Below are 20,790 nucleotides of genomic sequence, written 5' to 3'. Positions count from 1 at the left end.
ATGTGTAAAAAATTATGTGTGTAGAGACGCGCTGTTTGAAACGTCTCTACATTTTCGCTACAGATTGGAGTGACTATTTTGAGCAATCCAAAATCCAATCGTACAAAATGGGATTGACAACCTCAGGCGCTTCATCCTGGGGACAATGACCAACTCCTTCTAACGGAATGAATTTTTGTACTTTTGGATAGTTAGCAAACTCTCTACCCAACTCAATGGGTTCCCAAGGGTCAGCAGCACCCCATAAAACGATCGCAGGGCAAGGCAGTTGGGGTAATAAGTCTTCTGGTAAGGGTCCGCTAGAATATGAGGTGAAGGCAAGAAACACAGCTACAGCACCAGGATCGCGTGCAGGTGACATAAGGATATCTACCAGTTCTTCTGTGACTGCTTCAGAACTGGCGTAAGCTTTTAGAAGAATTTGCCGCACGGTTTTTGGTTTGGCAATTTGGTTAAAGAAGAAGTTACCAACTGGTTTGATAGATAGCACGCGTTGGAGTAGAGGTGCCCCAAAGCGACGATACCAGGGTAAAGTTGCCCGTTTGCGATCGTGCAATAGTCGAAGGGAACAATTGAGTAATGCTACTCCTAAAGCAATGTCTGGGTTATCCACCGCTGCTTGCATCACTACAATACAACCAATGGAGTTAGCAACTAAAAAAGCTGGTTCACCCACAATTTCACGGCAAAAGTCCGCGATTTGCTGTCCCCAGGTTTCAAAAGTATAGGCAATGCCCTCACTCGGTTTTGGTTTAGCTGAACTACCAAAACCAATTAAATCAATAGCAAAGACACGGCAGTGTTCTGCCAATACGGGTATATTTTTCCGCCAGTGCCACCATGAAGCGCCAAAGCCATGTACTAAAACAACAGCAGGACCAGTGGTTCCTTGCGTTTGATAGCAAATGGGAAACCCTTGCCAAATCCAGGTTTTTGTTGGTGTAAATGCTGATGTGGAAGCAGAGGTGGTCATGAGAAATTGATATCGGTACAAGGAAGTAGATATGCGATCGAGAAATGCTCGCCATTGGCATTGCTGTTTTTATTGTGACAGCAGTTAACCAAAACTCATAGGGTGGAAGCCCCAGGGTTAACAGTAGGGGAAACAGAGGTTTCTAAAGGATAAAATCAAGCTATAGAGTATTTTGATAAAGATAGTATTGATAATTTTCATGTATGGCAGGACATAGTAAATGGGCAAATATTAAGCGCCAAAAAGCAGTCGTGGATGCAAAAAAGGGTAAAACTTTTACCCAACTGTCCCGTGCAATTATTGTAGCGGCGAGAAGCGGGATACCAGACCCCGCAGGCAATTTTCAATTACGGACGGCAATTGAAAAAGCAAAGGCGGCGGGCATTCCGAATGATAATATCGACAGGGCGATCGCAAAGGGCTCTGGTACACTGGCAGGTGATGCCTCTAATTATGAATCGATTCGCTACGAAGGATACGGACCCGGAGGAGTTGCTATCCTCATCGAAGCACTCACTGACAATCGCACCCGAACTGCAGCTGACTTGCGTACTGCCTTTAGTAAAAATGGTGGAAATTTGGGTGAAACGGGGTGTGTCAGTTGGATGTTTGCCCAGAAAGGGGTTTGTATTGTGGAGGGAGTGGTTGATGAAGAAAAACTTTTAGAAGCATCCTTAGAGGGTGGTGCTGATACTTATGAGATGACTGAGGAAACAACGGCAGAGGTATTTACCGAGGTGGCAAATTTAGAAAACCTCAGCCAAACTCTTAAAGAAGAAGGATTTCAGGTGAGTGATGCGGAATTGCGCTGGATTCCTGGGAATAATGTGGAAGTGACCGATCCAGATCAAGCCCGGTCTCTTTTAAAGTTAATCGACACTTTAGAGGGTTTGGATGACGTGCAAAATGTTACCGCCAATTTTGATATGTCAGAACAATTGATGGTGGTTAGTAGTTAGTGGTTGGTGGGCACTGCCCACCCTACTACTAACCACTAACTACTAACTACTAACTACTAAAAATTGTTTTACTGGAATATGAACCACAAATTCAGCCCCTCCATTAGGTTCAGATACACATTCCAATTTGCCACCATGCTTTTCAATAATTTGATAACTAATTGAAAGCCCCAAACCCGTCCCTTTACCTACAGGTTTTGTTGTGAAGAAGGGGTCAAATAGCTTAGACTGCACTTCCTTTGTTATACCAACTCCATTGTCTTTGATGGAAATTTGTATCCAATTGTCATTTGTAAGTTCTGTCTCAATAGTGATAACTGGACGGTATTTCTTAGTACCTAATTGAGCGGACTTACGGCAGGATTCCTCTAGTGCATCAATAGCATTTGAGAGTAGGTTCATAAACACCTGGTTGAGTTGTCCGGCGAAACACTCTACAGTGGGTAACTGACTGTAGAGTTTTATAACCTGAATGCCTGAATGCAATGAATTGGGTTTAAGGCGATGTTGCAAGATTAATAGCGTGCTATTAAGCCCTTCATGAATATCAACGGCTTTTACCTCAGCATGGTCTAGACGAGAGAAATTTCTCAAACTGAGAACAATTTCACGAATTCGTTCAGCACCAAGTTTCAGCGACGAAAATAATTTAGGCAAATCTTCAGAAATAAACTCTATATCTGCTATCTCCGCTCTTCGTTGAATTTCAGGGTTTGGTTCGGGATATTGCTGTTGGTAGAGATTGAGCATTTCAATCAAGTTTTGCGTGTACTCATGAACATGAGTGAGATTGCCATAGATAAAGTTGACTGGATTGTTAATTTCATGAGCAACCCCTGCAACGAGTTGTCCCAGACTAGACATTTTTTCACTATGAATCAAATGGGCTTGAGTCTGCCTCAAATGGTCGAGTGCTTGAGCAAGTTGTGTCGCTTGTTGCTGTGTGTGTTTCAGCAGCACTGCGTGTTGTAGGGCAACTCCTAACTGAGCAGCAATTTGACTGACAAATTCAATTTCAGACTCTTGCCATTCACGGGATTTCTGGCATTGATGAATACACAGTAACCCCCATAATGCCCCTTGCTTAATCATGGGAACAACTAAGTTTGCCCTTACCCGGAAGCGAGACAGCATTGATATGTAACAATCGTCAAGTTCGGAGTTATAAATATCACTTACTGCATGAACGTATCCTTGGGAGAATTTCTCAGTATACCCCTCACCTATGCAGCGATCGTACACTTTTGCAGCCAAAGTCGATGGCAAATGAGACGCCACATCTTCTGCAATGACTTCGCCACCTTCATAGCTAGATTCGGAATAGAAGCGAAAAATGACAACGCGATCGGCATTCAGAACTCTACGAAGTTCCTGTGTAGTCGTTTCAAAAATCTCTGTCAATTCTAGCGATTCCCGAATTTTAGTGATGACCCTTGTTAGGGTTTGTTGCCGTTCCGCTACATGAGCCAATAGTTTCGTTTGCGATTGTAATTGTTCTAGATACTCGGCTTGCTGTAGCGCAACCCCAAGCTGAGTGGCAATTTGTGTGAAAAACTCTACTTCCAAAGTTTCCCAGTGGCGGCTAGCTGAGTGTTGATAAACTCCTAACAATCCCCATAGCTCTTGTCCTACAAAAATTGGAGCAATCATAAATGCTTTGATATGAAACTGTTCGAGTATCTCAAGGTGACACTGCGTAAATTCCATGCTGTAGACATCATTCACCACGAAAGTTTCGTGATTGCGATAACGTCCACCCTGCGTGTCCTGTAAGTAAGTGTCATTCCATATGGTACCTACCCCAAACTTGAAGGTGTTTTGCCATCGCGAATTCGTGAATTCATAATCACTGACAAATTCTCCTCCCCAATCAGTGTTGAAGCGGTAGACTGCAATGCGATCTCCAGTCAGTAATTGACAAACTTCCTGAGTTGTGTTTCTAAAAATGGTTTCCACATCTAGCGACTGTCGCATTTTGGCAATGATACGAGCAAGAGCTTGCTGTCGTTCCACTGAACGCTGTAGTTCAATGGTTGAACGTTGCAAGTCGGTGTTGGTTTGTTGCAGTTCGGCAGTGCGATCGCGAACTTGTTGCTCTAAGTTTGTATTGAGGTCTTGTACCTGTTGATACAGCCGATACTGCTTGACAGCATTTGAAAAACGCTCACCCAAAGCTTGCGCCAACTTAATTTCCGATTCCGACCACTGTTGAGCCTGTCCTGTTTTCAGTTCGCGCCAAGCTTCAAAAGATTGACGCGGCATCAGTTGGCGAGAATCAGTATTCAGGCAACCCGCCCAAACAGTTTCGATATTCACCTCATCCCGGAAGATTGTTAAGCACCCAACAACAGTAGAACCATGCTGGAGTGGCACAATTAACAAACCTCGAATTTGTGTTGCTTGGAAGCAGGGGGCTATTGACCGAAATAAAGGTTCTTTGTATAGATCCGCAATTGCCCACAAATTTGAGTCCACATTTGCTTCTTCAAGTGGAGGGGTCAAAGCATAAACGGCTCTCATCCAGTTTACAGACCATAACTTAGCACCGGGCTGCTCAGAATTCTCAGCCACCACGCCACCAGCAGAATAGAGATATTGCTGCCACAACCAACCTATGTTCCTCAATTGGTCTGCCTTGTCCGCTATCAAGTTGAGCAGGCTGTACCCCGTAAGTGTAAATTTCTTTAGGACACATACCTTCTGGCAATAAGTAGAGGCGTCCGCCAGAACCTTGAAAAGCAGCCACTGTTTCTTCAAGGGCAGCTTGAAGTTTTACAACGGGCGTAGTGTAAAGCCGCTCGGTAACTTGGTTAATGATGGCTTCTTGTCGAGCTTGGTCTCGTACTTGATTGAGTAAGATAGATTGAGAAATTGCAATTGTAACCTGATCGACCACCGACTGAATAAACTGTAATTCCTCCTCTGTCACCACCCGTGGTTCTGAATGGTGAGATGCCAACAGTCCCCATAACTGAGATGATTGGCGTAAAGAAGGTAAAGAATTTTTTCCAGTTTCCGTGCTCTGTAGAACAATCGGCACCACAACAGAAGATTTCACGCCCATTGCCGTTAAATATTCTACATGGCAAGGATCGACAGGACGATAGCGAATATCTTGATTTTCCAACACTTCGCCTGTTTGCCAGCAATCAAGAGGGCTAATTCCAATTTCGTGTGTTGCCAAATTAACAATACTTCGCTGACGTGCGCGTACAAACAATTCACGGGCATAAGGTGGAATGTCATCTGATGGAAAGTGCAGTCCAAGTAGGGGAGGTAGGCGACCTTCCTGAATTGATTCAGCAATAACTATTCCATGTCCATCAGGTTGAAACTGGTAAATTTTGACGCGGTCAGTGCCCAAAAACGCTCGGATTTCTGCAACCGTCGCCGATAAAATCTCTTGCAGTTCTAAAGATTGCCGAATGCGATTCGCTATACGATGTAAAAAAATTTCTTGAGTTAGACTAATCTGCTTTCTAAACGCATTTTCCATAAAATTTTATTTTGTTAATATTTGAAAGCTTAGTTGATACAGTTAGTTTATATTTTCGTAATAAATCTCCATCTAGAACAGTCGTAAAAATACTGACTAATATTTTTTCATATATGAATATTTTTTGATTTTTGTCAGAAATTAGTCTAATATGGTTTTTATTATTATCATTATCAATATCTATAAGCATTTGATAAAGTCGCGCTGTAAGGGATTTCCAAGAAATAAACTCTCCCGGAATATGGCACATCTTGTGCATCTTGTGATAAATCTTGTTAAACGGGCATCGTCGCCCGTCATCTCGTACAAATGGCGTTCTAGAAGCCCACACTACAAGAAATATTTGGGTACCAAAAACTTGAGTCTCATCAAGAAAATAGTAAACCCGATATTGTCATTGAACTATCTCATGGGTTAAAGAAAGATGTCGTATTTATTGAAGCCAAAATTGTTAGATATAAGGAAAAAAATAAAAAGATATGCAGAAAAATCAAACAATTTTCCCAATTTAAGGCATGGAATTTAATTTGTATCATTCGGAATCGCGAACCCAAAGATAGCTATTCAATGTATGTTTGAAGTTATTAATAGCAACTCTGATAAATGGCTCCTGTTAACTTAGTTACAACTCTTGCATGGTCGAGTATATTTTATTGTAAGAGTTTACAAGAGTTTTTGTCTCAAGATGACCAAGCCAGCGCTATCAAAAAGTTTTTCAATTGAATCTATTAAGAAACTTAAAATGGTTAAAGAAAACTATTTCGATTTGGCGCTCAAGGATTTAGTGTCAGAAACCGATGAACCTTATGATTATCTCAAGGTGTAGGTAGGGCTATGCCGCACATTAACGAACGGTGGGCATAGCCCTACCTACAAAAATCTACAAATGACAAATGACCAATGACCAATGACAACTTGCCCTTCATCGTCCATTTGCGTCAAAATATAAATTAAAACGCTGTAATTTATCTTAACAATGGCGCAAGCGCAGCTTTCTCAAACCCTTTGTGTCCCCCAAACTTCAACACATAAGCGGGGATATGATTATGATTTGGTTATTGTTGGCGGCGGGATTGTTGGCTTAACTCTAGCCTCCGCTTTGAAGGATTCTGGGTTGAGTGTGCTGCTGATTGAGGCAAAAGTGGAATCAGCAGCTGCAGCCAAAGGACAAGCCTATGCCGTACACATGCTTTCGGCGCTGATATACCAAGGAATTGGTATTTGGGATAAAATATTGCCCAATATTGAAATTTACCGCTGTGTCCGTCTATCTGATGCCGATTATCCTACTGTCGTCGAATTTGAAACAGGGGATATAGGTACAAAAGATTTGGGTTATGTAGCGGAACACCAAGCTCTGTTATACCCGTTACAGGAGTTTGTTAAGGATTGCCCCAATGTTACGTATTTATGTCCTGCAGAAGTTATGGACATTCAATACCAACAGGACATAGCGACGGTAGATATCAAAGTTGCTGGTGAACTGCGGACGGTTCGCAGCAAATTAGTAGTAGCCGCAGATGGTTCGCGATCGCGTATCCGTCAAGCTGCTGGAATTACAACCAAAGGCTGGAAGTACTGGCAATCTTGTATTGTTGCTTTTGTCAAACCAGAAAAGCCTCACAATAACACAGCATACGAAAAATTCTGGTATAGCGGGCCATTTGCTATTTTACCCTTGCCAGGAAACCGATGCCGGATTGTTTGGACTGCTCCTCACGAAGAAGCAAAAGCTTTATGCGCTTTGGATGACGAACAATTTTTGGCAGCATTACAAAAGCGTTATGGCAATCAAATGGGCAAGTTGGAATTGCTGGGCGATCGCTTTATCTTCCAGGTTCAACTTATGCAGAGCGATCGCTACGTTCTCCATCGATTGGCTTTAGTTGGCGATGCAGCACACAATTGCCATCCTGTAGGCGGACAAGGATTAAATTTAGGTATTCGCGATGTAGCGGCTTTGGCACAAGTGCTGCAAGAAGCCCACGCAAAAGGTGAAGATATTGGCGATATTCAAATCCTTAAACGTTACGAACGCTGGCGCAAACGGGAAAACTTAACAATTTTAGGTTTCACTGATTTGTTAGACAGAGTCTTCTCTAACGACATCTTGCCCATAGTCATAGTTCGTCGCATGGGTTTATGGGTAATGCAGCGAGTTCCTCTTCTCAAAAAATTTGCTCTTAAGTTGATGATTGGCTTGAAGGGCAGGGTTCCCAAACTAGCTTTACGATGACTTTTGTTGCGGGATAAATTTATTCGCGGCCGTTTGCGTAATGCCAATCCTCCTTGGTAAGTTGTTGAACTCAATGCTGTAAATTTAGCTAGAAGTAAGAGGATGTCTGAGAAGTAAGAAAGCTCTCGTAACGGTATCCTGTCAGTAGAAAAAATACTTAAGTATGACAGCGTTCGCAGCAGAAGCACTGGGGCAGATGCAAGCCAAAGACATTGCCAAAGATGTTGCCGCACTCCTCAAAGATTCTGACATATCTGTCCGTTATGCCGCAGCAGAAGCACTGGGGCAGATGCAAGCCAAAGACATTGCCAAAGATGTTGCCGCACTCCTCAAAGATTCTGACACATTTGTCCGTAGAGCCGCAGCACAAGCACTGGGGCGGATACAAGCCAAAGACTTTGCCAAAGATGTTGCCGCACTCCTCAAAAATTCTGACATATCTGTCCGTAGAGCCGCAGCAGAAGCACTGGGGAAGATGCAAGCCAAAGACTTTGCCAAAGATGTTGCCGCACTCCTCAAAGATTCTGACACATTTGTCCGTTCAGCCGCAGCACAAGCACTGGGGCAGATGCCAGCCAAAGACTTTGCCAAAGATGTTGCCGCACTCCTCAAAGATTCTGACACATTTGTCCGTCAAGTTGCAGCAGAAGCGCTGGGGCGGATGCGAGCCAAAGACTTTGCCAAAGATGTTACCGCACTCCTCAAAGATTCTGACATATCTGTCCGTAGAGCCGCAGCAGAAGCGCTACCAAAGCTAAGTCAGCAAGGTTTGCTCGTTTTGGTGCAAATTCTGGATGCAGTACACTATTATCCCTCAGAAGTTCATCAGTTGAGATTTTTAGCTCATTTCATTAGTGGTGGCGCACAAAATGTGAAAGATTTGATGCAATGGGTTGGCAAGCCCAAACCCAAAACTACGCCCGATAATTTGACTCTTAACAAGGGCAGAGAAATTATGGGATTGTTTGAGCAAACCTGGAAACTCAGTAATTCTCTACCAAATTTGCAGCAAGAATTGGCACAACGGATTGCTGAGGTTGCCGACTTAGTTCATTGGCAAGCGGAGGATATCAACTTACTGGAACGTCACCATCAAAACCTAAAAATTTCCAATTACAAACAAGCTGATACTTTACAGCGTGTTATTAATAATTTGGAATCTTGGAAGTGGTTTTTCCTTGCCAAAAACATCATCCTCGTTCACCTTGCCATTTGGCTTGCCCTCATCCTTGCCTACCCCAAATTTCCCCAAATTCTCGCAACTTGTTTCTGGAACCCTTGGGTAAGGGAAATTCTCGGTTTTGGTTACATCGGCTTACTCCTAACTTGGGTTCCTTGGCTGCGCCACAGGCTGTTGGAACCATTTAAACCTTCTTTGTTAGCAGATGCAGGATTAGACAATTTTATTGAGCAAGCTTATTTTTCAGAATCTTTTGTTAAGGTTCCACAAGGTAGTACCTTAACCCCAACCCCTCGCCACAGGCGCAGAGGGGACAAAATCTTCTCCTTGCTTGGGGGAAGGTTAAGGAGAGTGCAGCCAAGGAACAATTCTACTGATAACATATCACCAGAAATTCAACCCATTACCCAAGCACTCCCGACTCTTCAAGGGCAAATCGTCTTAGAAGGCGATTCTGGTTTGGGCAAATCAATGTTTTTGCGCCATTTGGTGAACAACTCCGGACGCATAGTTGTTTACCTACCCGCTCAAAAGTGTGACAAAGGCGTGATGGAAGCCATTTATGCCAAACTGCCCGGACAGGTACAAGATGCAAAATTCCTCAAAAACCTAATTTACAGTGGAGCTATAGATATTTGTATCGACGGGCTCAACGAAGTCACTGCTGATACGCGGGCAAAAATCTCTCAGTTTGCAGAAAGCTATTTTCGGGGCAATATGATTATGACAACGCAGCCCCTAGAGTGGATACCTCCCTCTACAGCTAAAAAATATGAATTGCAGCCCTTGCAGCGCGAACAAATTCAACAGTTTTTGCTTTCTCGCCAGCTGCGACTTCCCCAAAATGCGACATTAAAAGACACGGAATACGAGCAAGCCTGCGATCGCTACATTGCAGCAGCTTTTAACGAGCAACAATCCCCAGAAGATTTAGCAGCAGCCAAGCGCATTCTTTCCAACCCGATGGATTTAACGCTGGTTGCCCTGATGCTATCACAAGGAAAGCAACCAAATCTGTTTCGCCTGCAAGAACAGCAATATCAGCTGATGGCGGAGGAATACCAGCGAGAATGGCAACACGAATTTCCCTTAAAGAAATTTTCTCAAGTAGTTTACCAAATGCGGCTCAATGATGAAAGTGCCATACCAGATGATGAATTCAAGCAAGAATTAACCAGCTTGGAAGATGAAAAATATAAGATGGTCGTCAGCCGTCAGTGGGAAAATAACAAAGGAGAATCCCAAAAAAGCTGGTATTTTCGCCATGACAAAATTATGGAATTCTTCCTGGTGCAAAACTTTCTTGGTGAAAGTGAAGAAGTTCAAGAACGCGTTAACAAACACATTAACGACCCCCGATTCCGGGGTGTCTACTTATTGCTAGCGAACTTACTTCCCTTAAATGCTGCTTTAGAACTGCGGGAAAGATTGATCGAATACGCCGCTAATACCAAAGACCATACATTAAGCGATAAATTCGTCCAATTATTACAGTTACGCTTACCCCGATGGACGCAAGACGGGACTTTAAAGCAACTGCTACTACAACACGAACAAAAAAACCAGTGTTTGGATTTGGTCGCTAAGTTTTTGGAACTTGTTGGTGCAAAGATAAAACGCGAACAAGAACTGTACCTGACAATCGAAACTATTGAAAGCAGTCTCAGTATTTACGCGCCGTTCCCTGTCTTAATAACTGTCGATACGCCAACCGATAGAGATATCATTCGTCTTGTACAAATTTCCCAACAGTTAGCAACAGAATGCATAGAAAAGGCGGGTTTGTTAATATACAATATCGCCCCAGATACCACAGCCAGAATGGAAATCGCTAAGGTGCGCTTGCGCGATCGCTTTCAGGTCATTCCCATTCCCTTAACATCAGTAGAAAAAGCATTCCCGAACAAATATGAATGCACGGGATTGCTGGAAGAATATGTCGATCGCTACCTCCAACGTGCGGACTTCTTCGACGACAAAAACGCCATTAGCGACACTTTATCTTTTTTCGGACGTACAGAACTGTTGCAACGCTTGGGAGAAGAATTGCTGAGATATCAGGGAATTGGACTCTTTGGATTACGCAAGTCCGGTAAAACCTCCGTGCTTCTCCAATTAGGCTTTATGCTGCGCGAACATCCAATTATACATATTGACTTGCAACGTTATGGCGGCTCTCGCTACGGTGCTGCCTTATTTAATGATATTCTTCAAAGTTTATCCAGTTTAGAAAGTGAAATTCCACTTCCCCAGTTTCAACCCTTTTCTACAGACAAACCAGCTGCAGAGTTAACTGTAGAGTTTATTCAACAAGTGGGTAACTTTGTCCGTGTCATCCAAAAAAGCAATAAATATAAATTACCCATCCTTTGCTTCTTAGATGAAGTCGAAAGGATTATTCCCACTCCCGAAGACAGTCGCGAAAAAGCTGAAGAATTTAATGCTTGTTTTGGTGCGTTGCGCGTGTTATGCCAACAACAACGTCAAATGTCATTGCTTGTCGCTGATGTTCATCCAGATTGCAATCGCATTAATTCCTGGTCGCAAACAGGAGTTACCACGAATCCCGTGTTTAGCTTTTTCAAAGAAATTTTTATGCCTCCTTTTTCAGAAGCAGAAACACGAGAAATGCTTAGCAATCTTGGGAAATTAATGGGTTTGGAGTTTGAAGAAGTGGCTCTTCAACAAATCCATTTCCAAAGCGGCGGACACCCCTTTGTTAGCCGTCAACTTGCTCGCTTTCTGACAGAAAAGATAAAAGACAATCGTACTAAAATGTCTTCAAATGGTAATGTGCTCGTTGAATGGGCAATGGTAGAGCGATATTTAGAAAAAACCTCAAGCCAGAAAGGTGAATTAAAAAATTATTTAGAAAAGAGCATTTGGGAAGATTTAGAAAAACGCGACTTTCAAGTGGCGATCGCCGTTCTCCGCACCATCGCCTGTAGCGAACCTTTCCGCAAGGAGATACCAGAACCAGCACTGCTCAACCAACTGAGAGATCGATTCACCGCCTCTGAGTGTCTGGATGCTTGTCAATGGCTCGTAAATGTTGGATTGTTGTATCAAGAGGAAGTGGAGCATAAGGATTTCTACCAGATCCGAATTCCTCTCCTATCGGGGTGGATTCAAATGCAGATGACAGATGAGGAAATCGAACAATGCCAGATTTTGTAGGAGAACGTCCTTTTGATAATTTCCGTGTAGCGATTACGGACCCCTCCCACTTCTTCGGACGCAGCGAATTAATTCATACAATGCTCAAGTCACCTTTTCAGGTGCGGATTCTCTTAGCCGGACGGCGTTTGGGCAAAACGAGTGCCTTGCGGGCTGTGGAATGGAATTTGCTGAACCCGAGTACCAATTATCCCCGCCGCGCATTTCCTGTATTGATTAACCTTCAGTTAGAACAACCCAAAGACTTAGACAATCTGCGTTACCTCCTCATTGCCAGACTCCGCGAAGCCGTAGAGCGCTGGCGAGAAGTCCCGCTAACAGAAATTCGGTCAATGTACCGTGAGTTTCTGGGTCGAGTCAAGGGTGGTGAAGTGACATTGAGTTTCCTCAAACAGTTAGATATCAAATTTAATATTAACAATCCCGACTCCGAAAAACGTTTAAATAACGATAGTTTCCGGTTGGCGTTCTTAAAAACGACAGAGGAACTGCGGAAGTTAAATTTTCAAGGAGTTTGCTTTCTCATCGATGGCGCTGAATTTATTGTACGTCAAAGTTGGGCAACTGATGCTTGGTCTTACCTGCGCGGCTTAAAAGATACAGACACTGCTATCAAGTCTTGCTTGGGTCTTTTATTATCGGGCTATCGAGATTTGAAAGAATATCAGCAGCGCGTCGGTTCGCCGTTGTTAAATATAGCAGAAATCGAATGGTTGGCTGCCTTAACAGAGAATGAAACCAAAGAATTAATTGGCGATCGCGCCGAACAAGAAAAAATATCTTTGAGCGAGCCAAAACTCACTTCAGTTATTGAATGGTCGGGATGCCATCCCTACCTGACACAACAATTACTAAACATTATTTTTGACTCCAACCACCAACTTGAAGACCTTGGTCAGCTAGCAGACAGATTGGTGCAACATCATGACAAAGATTTTTCAGCATGGTGGAATGCAGAACATCTGTCTGGTTGCTTTGGTGAAACGGAACGCAAAGTCTATTGTGCCCTGATTCAAAACCGAAAAGGAACTTTTAAGAGTTTGGCACAACTGACAGGCTTCAATCGCTCCCAGGTAGCAGATGCTTTAGAAGTTATTGCCGGTACTGGTGTGATTCGACCTTTGGATGATGAGGGCTATACATTGGGTTCTCGCCTGTTTGAGGAATGGGTTAAACAGCAGGATATTGTCAACTTGAAGACCTAGAGCGTCGATTCAGTAGAAGTATTTGACCTAAAACCCAAGCTATGCAAAGTGTTAAAATTGGGGATTTTAGTATTCGGTCTTTATGCCTACCCATTAAACAATCAAGCCAACTGCTTGCTGAAATATTTTTTAGCTACCCAATTGTAGGATAACTCTAAAAACACTCCTACAACACAAGTCATGAAAGTCACCAAAGCAAAGCGCACCCAGTAAGAGGGAATTATAGACCGCATCAATAACCACAATCCTACGTATACATTCATATGGGTAAGAAAAATCCCGTAGGAATAATTCCCTAAAATATTAAGCCAGTTGTTAGCCCACTTCATAGCAGTTAACAACTGAAAAACAAGGCTAAATTCGCCGATACCAATTAAAGCATCTGCAGGCACTTTCAAAATTATCCATTGCTCGTTCGATGAAGCCCAGTCACAGGCTACACCTAACACCCATAAAAAAAGATTCAATCCCAGCCAACGGCGTTCTATAACTAAATTTTTGGAGAATTGAAAAAGGCTATTAAAAGTGTTTGTATTTTTTAAATTATTCTTTTCGAGTAGAGAAATCGCTAGAACCATGCCAAAGACAAATTCAAACAAACGCGATGGAAATAAAGACCCCCGCAAAAGTAACTCAGTTACCAATTGATTCAATGGCAGAGCAACAATTAAACCTCGATATGTCAACGAAATGAGTAGGGAAGCAATTAGCAAAATTGAGCATCCCCAGCGTTGAATGAACCTTATAAGAAAGGGAAAAATTAGATAAAGTTGAATCGAAAGCCCTACATACCACCAAGCTCCATTCAGGAAAAAATAGTACTTCCAAATGACATTGCGAACTGTTGTGAGAGTAGTCACAATAGCTGCAAAAACTTCCATGCTACCTTGTGTAAATATTTCTCCTCCATAAGGAACCCAATTACGATTTATCAACAGGAGTATGAGAGCAAAGCAGATAGCCAGCCAGTATAAAGGCAACAGCCGCAATAATCTCCTGCGCCAAAAAGATACTATAGTAAAAGGACGAGAACTTTTTTTAGATGAGTATGTTTGCCGCCACCAAGATGCAGCTAATCCAAAACCGCTAGCAATTAAGAAAAAATGAACTCCGTGGGAGCCTAAAAGACATATTGTGTACAGAAAACCATCTATTAAACCGCCTAATCCTTTGCCTGTGGATGTTGCAACTATGTGAGAAAATGATTTTGGATTGGCGCTGTATATCAATAGATGAAACATCACGATCGCTAAAATCGCTAGACCCTTAATCGCAGGTAGAGTTTTACTAAGGGAGTCATAGTTTTTGGAGTCAATTTGCTCTTCCATAAATCCGTTGAATTGCAGATAAGAATATCTTCATTGCTAAAAATCAGATTGTCCTCAGAGATATTCCTTACTTACAGCAGATTGCAATTAAATGAGGTACAGATTGCTGTAAGGGCGTTCGCGAAGCGTGCCGACGAAGGAGGCATACGGCCGTTCGCCCCTACGGGTGTACTTCATTTACCTGAAATGTGCTGTATTTCTACGCAAATCACCCCCAGTACCCCAATGCACGCAAATAAATTCCCGTGGGCTGGTTGTATTGTCTGAAAACTCTCAAAGCAACTAGTACACGTCGGCGTAAATAAGGCTCACAAATGCAAATATTTGTAAAGCTTGCATATCTCTCGCAGACAAATTGCCAAGACAATACCAAAATTGGCAAATCAGTTAATCGTGCTAGTTACCAAGACGCAGTGGAGAGGTGAAGTTGGGACAACAACCATAAGTTGTCCAAAATGGACACTTTATCGTTGTCACAAGCAGTGGACAACTTATGGTTGTCATGGCAGTGCATCTGTAATGGAATTTTTACAAGGGATAGGTAACGAAATTCAAACAGCATAACCCAACTGCATAACTTGGCTTCACTGAAACTTATTTAAATTTAAACTCCAACATATCTCAGCCGAAAAAGCACTTCGGTTGCTTTTGAAGCAGGAAAATTGCATACTAATGTTATATATATATATACTTAGACAGATGAAATTTTAATATAAGTGTGGCTTTAACCCAAGCATGACTCAGAACTTTTCCGGTCCAAATCTTCGTGGTCGCTCTTTGAAGGGGAAAGACTTGACTGGCGCTAACTTTAGCGGTGCAGATATCCGAAGCACAAATTTTACTGGTGCTATCTTAAGAAACGCAAATTTTACTGGTGCTAAAGCAGGATTACAGCGTCGTTGGGTAATTGGGTTAGTTATTGTTTCTTGCTTAATAGCAACAATCGCTGGATTTTTTTCAACAATGATTGCTGTTATAGTGACCTTAATGTTTCGGGATTCTAGCTTTACCGATATTGAGAAATTAATTTTTGGTATCAGTTGTTTAATTGCGTATGCAATCTTCCTAATTGCCACTATTCGTAATGGATTAGTAGCTGGTTTGGTTGCCTTCTTTGGAGGCATCGTCTTCGCCTTCTTTGGAGGCGTAGTCTTCGCCTTCTCCGGGACCTTCGTAGTCGCCTTTGCCGGAGCCTTCGCTGTCGCCGGAGCCGTTGCCGTTACCTTCGGCGTCGCTGTTGCTGTCGCTGGAGCCAGGGCCGTTGCTGGAGCGGTTGCCGTCGCCTTCCCCTTTGTCGTCGCCGTTGCTGTCGCCTTTACCGTCGCCGTCGTCGGAGCGAGAAACGTTGCTGAAGCCGGAGTCAGAGCCGTCGTCTTCACATTCTCCGTTGCCTTCACATTCTCCGTCGCCTTCATACTACCTACTGCTTACATTAGTTGGCGTACTTTGAAAGGAGATGAAAACAACCCTTGGCTACGTTCATTGGCTATTGCCTTTGCTACTATTGGTGGCACAAGTTTTCTTGATGCCGATTTGACTGATAGTAATTTTACAGACACTACACTGAAAAGCGCCGATTTCCGAAATGCTATTTTGACCCGTACCTGTTTTTGTAACGTCAAAATGCTTGACCGTGTTTGTCCTGGAAAAAGTTATCTGCAATATAAAAACCTACATCAAGTACTCATTACAGGAAAAGGACAAAATTTAAATTTTGCTCAACAAAATTTGCGAGGTATCAATTTACAAAAAGCTAATTTAATAGATGCTAATTTTATTGCAACTGACTTGAGTGAAAGTAATTTACAAGATGCTGATTTGTCAAAAGCTAAACTTGTACAAACACAACTCGATCAAGCAGATTTAACTGGAGCAACTCTCACTGGAGCATATATCGAAGACTGGAACATTAGTACTGATACCAAATTACAGGGGATTCGATGTGATTATGTTTTCATGCGATTACCTCCAGAAAAAAGACCAGATTTTTTAACTTTATCACCAGAAGAAAGTCTTGACCCCAATCCACGTCGTAAACCAGATGATTGGAAGAAAAACTTTGATGCAGGTGAATTTGCTGATTTTATAGCACCACTAGTGCGAACTCTGGATTTATATCATAATAAAGCTGTTGACCCTCGCTTTGTGGCAATTGCTTTTCAGCAGTTGAAAGATACTCATCCAGAAGCCGAACTTGACATTGTATCAATCGAGAAAAAAGGTAAGGACAGAGACAAGCTACATATAAAAGTCGAAACTTCACCTCAAGCAGACTGTTCTGTTCTTCATGCAGATTATTTTTCTAATTTAAATTATTTACAATCTTTACCTCCAGAAGCACAACAAGCACTTTTGGTAGAACGTGGTGCAATAATTAAGATGCTATCAGGACTTTTGGGCAGCAATAACACACAAAAGCCAGAAATCTCAATAATCAATAATATGTCTCAAAATCAAGACAATCAAAATACAAATAATCATCGTAATATTAATACAGATGGAGGTAATTATAACGAGGATATCCAAGGAAATTATGTTCAAGGAGATTATTCGGAAAAATAGTAAATATGAAGAAAATCTTAATTGTATCAGCCAACCCTATAGATACAAATAAACTCCGTCTTGATGAAGAAGTAAGAGAAATTCAGATAGCATTAGAGCGTTCCAGAAGTCGAGATGAATTTCAAATCATTACTAGGGGTGCAGTTCGCATTGATGATTTACGACGGACATTGTTGGATAATGAACCGCAGGTTGTACATTTTTCCGGTCACGGTAAGGGAGCTGATGGAATCGCTGTGGAGAACAATTCGGGTTATGCACAATTGGTCAGTACAGAATCATTAAGGAATTTATTTGGATTATTTAAAGAGCAAGTAGAGTGTGTATTGCTGAATGCGTGTTATTCCGAATCTCAAGCTGAAGTCATTTATCAAAATATTGACTGTGTTATTGGGATGGAACATGATATCACAGACAAAGCTGCTATCAATTTCTCCATAGCATTTTATGATGCTCTTGGTGCAGGAAGAAGTTATCAAGATGCTTTTGATTTTGGTCGTAACAATATTGACCTTAATGGGATACCAGAATTTCTCACTCCGAAAATCAAAATTCGGAACAACTCTAAATCTCTATTTTCTAAAAAGGAGCAAACAAGGATGAGTGGCGGACGCATTATCAATATGGGTAACGGTAATTATAACGAGCGCATCCAAGGCAATTATATACAAGGCAATTATAATGCAGGAGGAGAAAAACAAAGTCTTGCGGAAGCTGCTGCTGAAATCCAAAAATTGTTGGAACAGTTAGATAAATCGTACCCAGCTAATACAACCTTCGGAAAAATGCAAATAGCAACTGAAACTATTAAGCATATTGAAGATAATTCTACTTTAGCACAACGAATACTTAGTGCATTACAAACAGGTAGTGTTAAAGCTTTTGAGCAATTCCTTAGCCATCCCGCAGCTAGCTTTGTCATTGGCGCATTGGAAGATTGGCAAAAAAATAAAAGTAGTTAAATGTTTGTACATAGAATTTCCTTTCATTGATGTTGAAGCAATCTATAGGAAATTGAATCATGTCAGATAATCAGGAGCCGGACAATCGTCGCATCAACATGGATAATGGTAACTATAATGAGCGGATTGAAGGAAATTATGTACAAGGAAAGAATAATTTTTTAAACAACACTTTAAATTTTGTACTTTTTGGACAAAAACGTCGTGAAGTATTAGCATCAGAAAAGCGCTCTCGTCTTCGACACGCTTTGTTAAAACAAGTTAGTTTGGAAGTTGAAAGTCGAATAAGTAGCTCTCTCCACAACCGGATATATATTATTCAAGATACAGAGCAAAATCCATTTCAAATTGAATTACCTTGGGCAAGCGATATCAAGGTAAGCACTCAACAAAAAATTCATTTAACCAATACAGAAATATCGGGAATCTATGACCAACCAGATATAGCAGGCAGACTATTGATTTTGGGAGAACCAGGGGTAGGGAAAACGACTATGCTCCTCAAACTTACTGAGGAGTTGGTAAAACGTGCTCAGGGCGATTTAGAACAACTCATCCCAGTACTGTTTTCTTTATCTTCTTGGAAGAATGATAGCCACAATATCAAAGAATGGTTAGTTGACCAGCTTAAGGATAAATATCGGGTACAGAAGGATATTGGTAAACAGTTAATAGATAGTCAAGAGATTATACCATTATTAGACGGTTTAGATGAACTAGCAGCAGATCGTCAAGAAAAATGCGCTATAAAAATTAATGAGTTTCTTCATACTGGATGGAGCAATCCTTTAGTTGTTTGTAGTCGCATAGAAGAGTATCAACGTTATCAAGCTTTACTTCAACTAAATAACTCCCTGGAATTATGTCCTTTTACATCTCAACAGGTTTATCAGTATTTACAAACTAGCGATAACTTACAATTGTGGGACAGTATTAGTCAAGATGCAGATTTAAAGCAATTAGCCCAAACACCACTTCTACTAAATATTATTGTACTTTCTGCTCAAGAAATTTCAATCCAAACATGGCAGCAGTTTCAGTCGTCTGAGTCGCGTCTGAGTTATCTATTTGATACCTATATTGGGAGGATGCTAAAACGTCCATACAAGGAGAAACAGCCCAAGCAAGAAGATACTAAACGCTGGTTAGCTTGGTTGGCACAGCAGTTGATTAAGGAGAATGCCACAGAGTTTTTAATTGAAAAAATGCAGCCTGATTGGTTAAACAAGAAAGTTCAAAAAATGGTTTACAATTTGATTGTATGGGTAGTTATAGGAGGGTTGATTTATGGAATGATTTATGGGCTGATTGGAAGACAGTTTCCTGGGATGATTTCCGATCTGATTGGAAGGCGGTTTCCTGGGATGATTTCTGGGCTGATTGCTGGGCTGAGTGTAGGGCTGATTGGAAGGCTAATTTATGGGCTAATGGATGAAATAATAGAGAATAAAATTCCCTTTATTACTAAAAAAATTATTAGGAGAAAAACTGTAGCACATCTGATACTTGGAGAGATTTTTTGGTTGTCTTTTGGGGTAATTTATAGGCTAATTAGAAGGCAATATCCTGGGCAGGTCTATTGGCTGCTCTTAGGGCTACTCTTAGGGCTACTCTTAGGGCTGCTTTATGGCATGATTGGAGATAAAATTGAGACAGTTGAAACTCTAAATTTTTCTTTTGAAAAATATCGAAATGAGATGAGTCCTTCGATAATTTCTTCGGTGATTGCGATAGTTATAATTCTGCTGATTGAAGGAAGACCTATACCTCTTTATGAGGCACTCTTATCACTGCTCTTAGGATCGATTGTAATGCTGATTGTAGGAATTAGTGCAAGTGAAATAAAAAATAGAACTTTTCCGAATCAAGGTGTTTGGAAATCAGTTATTAATGTTGTAATTTTATTTCTGATTACTTGTCCATTTACCACAACATTATTGTTTATAAGTTTGCGGATTCTACAAAAAGACAATAATTTTAATGACGTTTTATTTGATAGCCTAAAATTTGGATTATTTGTTGGACTGCTTATTGCAATACTTAGAAGTGGAACACCTGCTATCAAACATTTCGTTTTGCGCGTAATTCTCTGGTCTAACGGCTATATCCCTTGGAATTATGCCAAATTTCTTGACTACTGCACCAATCGCCTATTTCTACAACGAGTAGGTGGTGGATATAGTTTTATGCACGATTTATTACGCCAGCATTTTGCTAATTCCTATAGTCAAAAAAAATTAGCACCAGTTCAAGCAATTCCAAGTTAACACCTCTTGGGCAATAGCTCTCAATAGGGAATTTCCAGGGTTTGACTGACGCGCTGCACGGATTAGGTCTTCAACCCATCCTTCAGAGTTTGCTAGTTTGATTAACTCAAAGGTAATTTCTCCTAAATCCGCACCCCCAACAATTGCATCTAAGTCTTTATCTAACTCTTCCTTCAGCACTATCTCCAGCTTCTTTTTACTAAGAAAAGCATTCATTAAAGCTTCTCGTAGTTGTTTGCGTTGCTGAGGGGATAGGTTCATTTGTCAAGACGAGTGTCGATGTACTTGGAAACTGCGGGCTTGTAGAAAAATATACACCATTTTACTTATTTAATTTAAAAAAATTTTACCTATATGAGCCAAGAGACGAGCAGTCTTTCGTTGCTTTGTTTTGTACTATGTTTCATATGATAGCTAATTCAAATTATCAATTTAAATTAGGACA

Annotated in this window: 12 protein-coding genes and 1 pseudogene; 8 read left to right on the top strand and 5 right to left on the bottom strand. The window is 41.4% G+C overall.

Going from position 1 to position 20,790, the window contains the following annotated elements; all coding sequences use genetic code 11:
* Positions 1–73: 73 nt before the first annotated feature.
* Positions 74–973 carry an alpha/beta fold hydrolase gene (locus tag ACYRY3_RS35935; RefSeq protein ID WP_460206496.1) on the bottom strand — a complete coding sequence of 300 codons (900 nt, stop codon included), beginning with the start codon at positions 971–973 and terminating at the stop codon, positions 74–76.
* Between the two features lie 203 nt (positions 974–1,176).
* Here ACYRY3_RS35935 and ACYRY3_RS35930 point away from each other — a divergent pair, with 203 nt between their 5' ends.
* On the top strand, positions 1,177–1,932 hold the full coding sequence (locus ACYRY3_RS35930) for a YebC/PmpR family DNA-binding transcriptional regulator (protein ID WP_460206494.1): 756 nt from the start codon (positions 1,177–1,179) through the stop codon (positions 1,930–1,932).
* Between the two features lie 42 nt (positions 1,933–1,974).
* On the opposite strand, the gene ACYRY3_RS35925 is transcribed toward ACYRY3_RS35930, so the two are convergent.
* Complete coding sequence (locus ACYRY3_RS35925; RefSeq protein WP_460206493.1) at positions 1,975–4,557, bottom strand: GAF domain-containing protein; 2,583 nt, start codon at positions 4,555–4,557, stop codon at positions 1,975–1,977.
* Positions 4,496–5,428: a GAF domain-containing protein gene (locus tag ACYRY3_RS35920; RefSeq protein ID WP_460206492.1), complete on the bottom strand. Its 933-nt coding sequence runs from the start codon at positions 5,426–5,428 to the stop codon at positions 4,496–4,498. Before ACYRY3_RS35920 ends, ACYRY3_RS35925 begins: the two co-directional genes overlap by 62 nt.
* A gap of 976 nt (positions 5,429–6,404) precedes the next feature.
* Here ACYRY3_RS35920 and ACYRY3_RS35915 point away from each other — a divergent pair.
* The 3 genes and pseudogenes from ACYRY3_RS35915 to ACYRY3_RS35905 all read left to right on the top strand — a co-directional run bounded on the left by ACYRY3_RS35915 (position 6,405) and on the right by ACYRY3_RS35905 (position 13,226).
* Positions 6,405–7,664: an FAD-dependent hydroxylase gene (locus ACYRY3_RS35915; protein ID WP_460206491.1), complete on the top strand. Its 1,260-nt coding sequence runs from the start codon at positions 6,405–6,407 to the stop codon at positions 7,662–7,664.
* A gap of 175 nt (positions 7,665–7,839) precedes the next feature.
* Positions 7,840–10,344, top strand: a pseudogene (locus tag ACYRY3_RS35910) (HEAT repeat domain-containing protein); the annotation flags it as partial.
* A 1,661-nt stretch (positions 10,345–12,005) separates the two neighbouring features.
* The gene (locus ACYRY3_RS35905; RefSeq protein WP_460206490.1) at positions 12,006–13,226 is read left to right on the top strand and encodes an ATP-binding protein; all 1,221 of its coding nucleotides are present in this window, start codon (positions 12,006–12,008) and stop codon (positions 13,224–13,226) included.
* Between the two features lie 101 nt (positions 13,227–13,327).
* Here the strand turns inward: ACYRY3_RS35905 and ACYRY3_RS35900 are convergent, their stop codons facing one another.
* Entirely contained in the window at positions 13,328–14,554 is a 1,227-nt protein-coding gene (locus ACYRY3_RS35900; RefSeq protein ID WP_460206489.1) for an acyltransferase family protein, read from the bottom strand.
* Positions 14,555–14,887: 333 nt separating this feature from the next.
* On the opposite strand from ACYRY3_RS35900, the gene ACYRY3_RS35895 reads away from it, so the two are divergent.
* The 4 genes from ACYRY3_RS35895 to ACYRY3_RS35880 all read left to right on the top strand — a co-directional run bounded on the left by ACYRY3_RS35895 (position 14,888) and on the right by ACYRY3_RS35880 (position 20,345).
* Positions 14,888–15,118: a hypothetical protein gene (locus tag ACYRY3_RS35895; protein WP_460206658.1), complete on the top strand. Its 231-nt coding sequence runs from the start codon at positions 14,888–14,890 to the stop codon at positions 15,116–15,118.
* Between the two features lie 171 nt (positions 15,119–15,289).
* A complete protein-coding gene (locus tag ACYRY3_RS35890; RefSeq protein WP_460206488.1) occupies positions 15,290–17,116 on the top strand; it encodes a pentapeptide repeat-containing protein in 1,827 nt (608 codons plus the stop codon).
* 5 nt (positions 17,117–17,121) lie between these two features.
* Positions 17,122–18,078, top strand: a complete 957-nt coding sequence (locus ACYRY3_RS35885) for a CHAT domain-containing protein (protein WP_460206486.1) — start codon at positions 17,122–17,124, stop codon at positions 18,076–18,078.
* A gap of 59 nt (positions 18,079–18,137) precedes the next feature.
* Positions 18,138–20,345 carry an NACHT domain-containing protein gene (locus ACYRY3_RS35880; protein ID WP_460206484.1) on the top strand — a complete coding sequence of 736 codons (2,208 nt, stop codon included), beginning with the start codon at positions 18,138–18,140 and terminating at the stop codon, positions 20,343–20,345.
* Here ACYRY3_RS35880 and ACYRY3_RS35875 read toward each other — a convergent pair.
* Positions 20,316–20,606 carry an effector-associated domain EAD1-containing protein gene (locus ACYRY3_RS35875; RefSeq protein ID WP_460206482.1) on the bottom strand — a complete coding sequence of 97 codons (291 nt, stop codon included), beginning with the start codon at positions 20,604–20,606 and terminating at the stop codon, positions 20,316–20,318. The genes ACYRY3_RS35880 and ACYRY3_RS35875 overlap by 30 nt on opposite strands.
* Between the last annotated feature and the right edge of the window lie 184 nt (positions 20,607–20,790).

It is taken from the genome of Scytonema sp. NUACC21 (assembly GCF_054684315.1).
This window is presented reverse-complemented; position numbering and strand designations above follow the sequence as displayed.

Bases quoted from the DNA above. Each gene is read 5' to 3' on its own strand.
- ACYRY3_RS35935 (WP_460206496.1), bottom strand. From the start codon at position 973: ATGACCACCTCTGCTTCCACATCAGCATTTACACCAACAAAAACCTGG.
- ACYRY3_RS35930 (WP_460206494.1), top strand. From the start codon at position 1,177: ATGGCAGGACATAGTAAATGGGCAAATATTAAGCGCCAAAAAGCAGTC.
- ACYRY3_RS35920 (WP_460206492.1), bottom strand. From the start codon at position 5,428: ATGGAAAATGCGTTTAGAAAGCAGATTAGTCTAACTCAAGAAATTTTT.
- ACYRY3_RS35915 (WP_460206491.1), top strand. From the start codon at position 6,405: ATGGCGCAAGCGCAGCTTTCTCAAACCCTTTGTGTCCCCCAAACTTCA.
- ACYRY3_RS35905 (WP_460206490.1), top strand. From the start codon at position 12,006: ATGCCAGATTTTGTAGGAGAACGTCCTTTTGATAATTTCCGTGTAGCG.
- ACYRY3_RS35900 (WP_460206489.1), bottom strand. From the start codon at position 14,554: ATGGAAGAGCAAATTGACTCCAAAAACTATGACTCCCTTAGTAAAACT.
- ACYRY3_RS35890 (WP_460206488.1), top strand. From the start codon at position 15,290: ATGACTCAGAACTTTTCCGGTCCAAATCTTCGTGGTCGCTCTTTGAAG.
- ACYRY3_RS35885 (WP_460206486.1), top strand. From the start codon at position 17,122: ATGAAGAAAATCTTAATTGTATCAGCCAACCCTATAGATACAAATAAA.
- ACYRY3_RS35880 (WP_460206484.1), top strand. From the start codon at position 18,138: ATGTCAGATAATCAGGAGCCGGACAATCGTCGCATCAACATGGATAAT.
- ACYRY3_RS35875 (WP_460206482.1), bottom strand. From the start codon at position 20,606: ATGAACCTATCCCCTCAGCAACGCAAACAACTACGAGAAGCTTTAATG.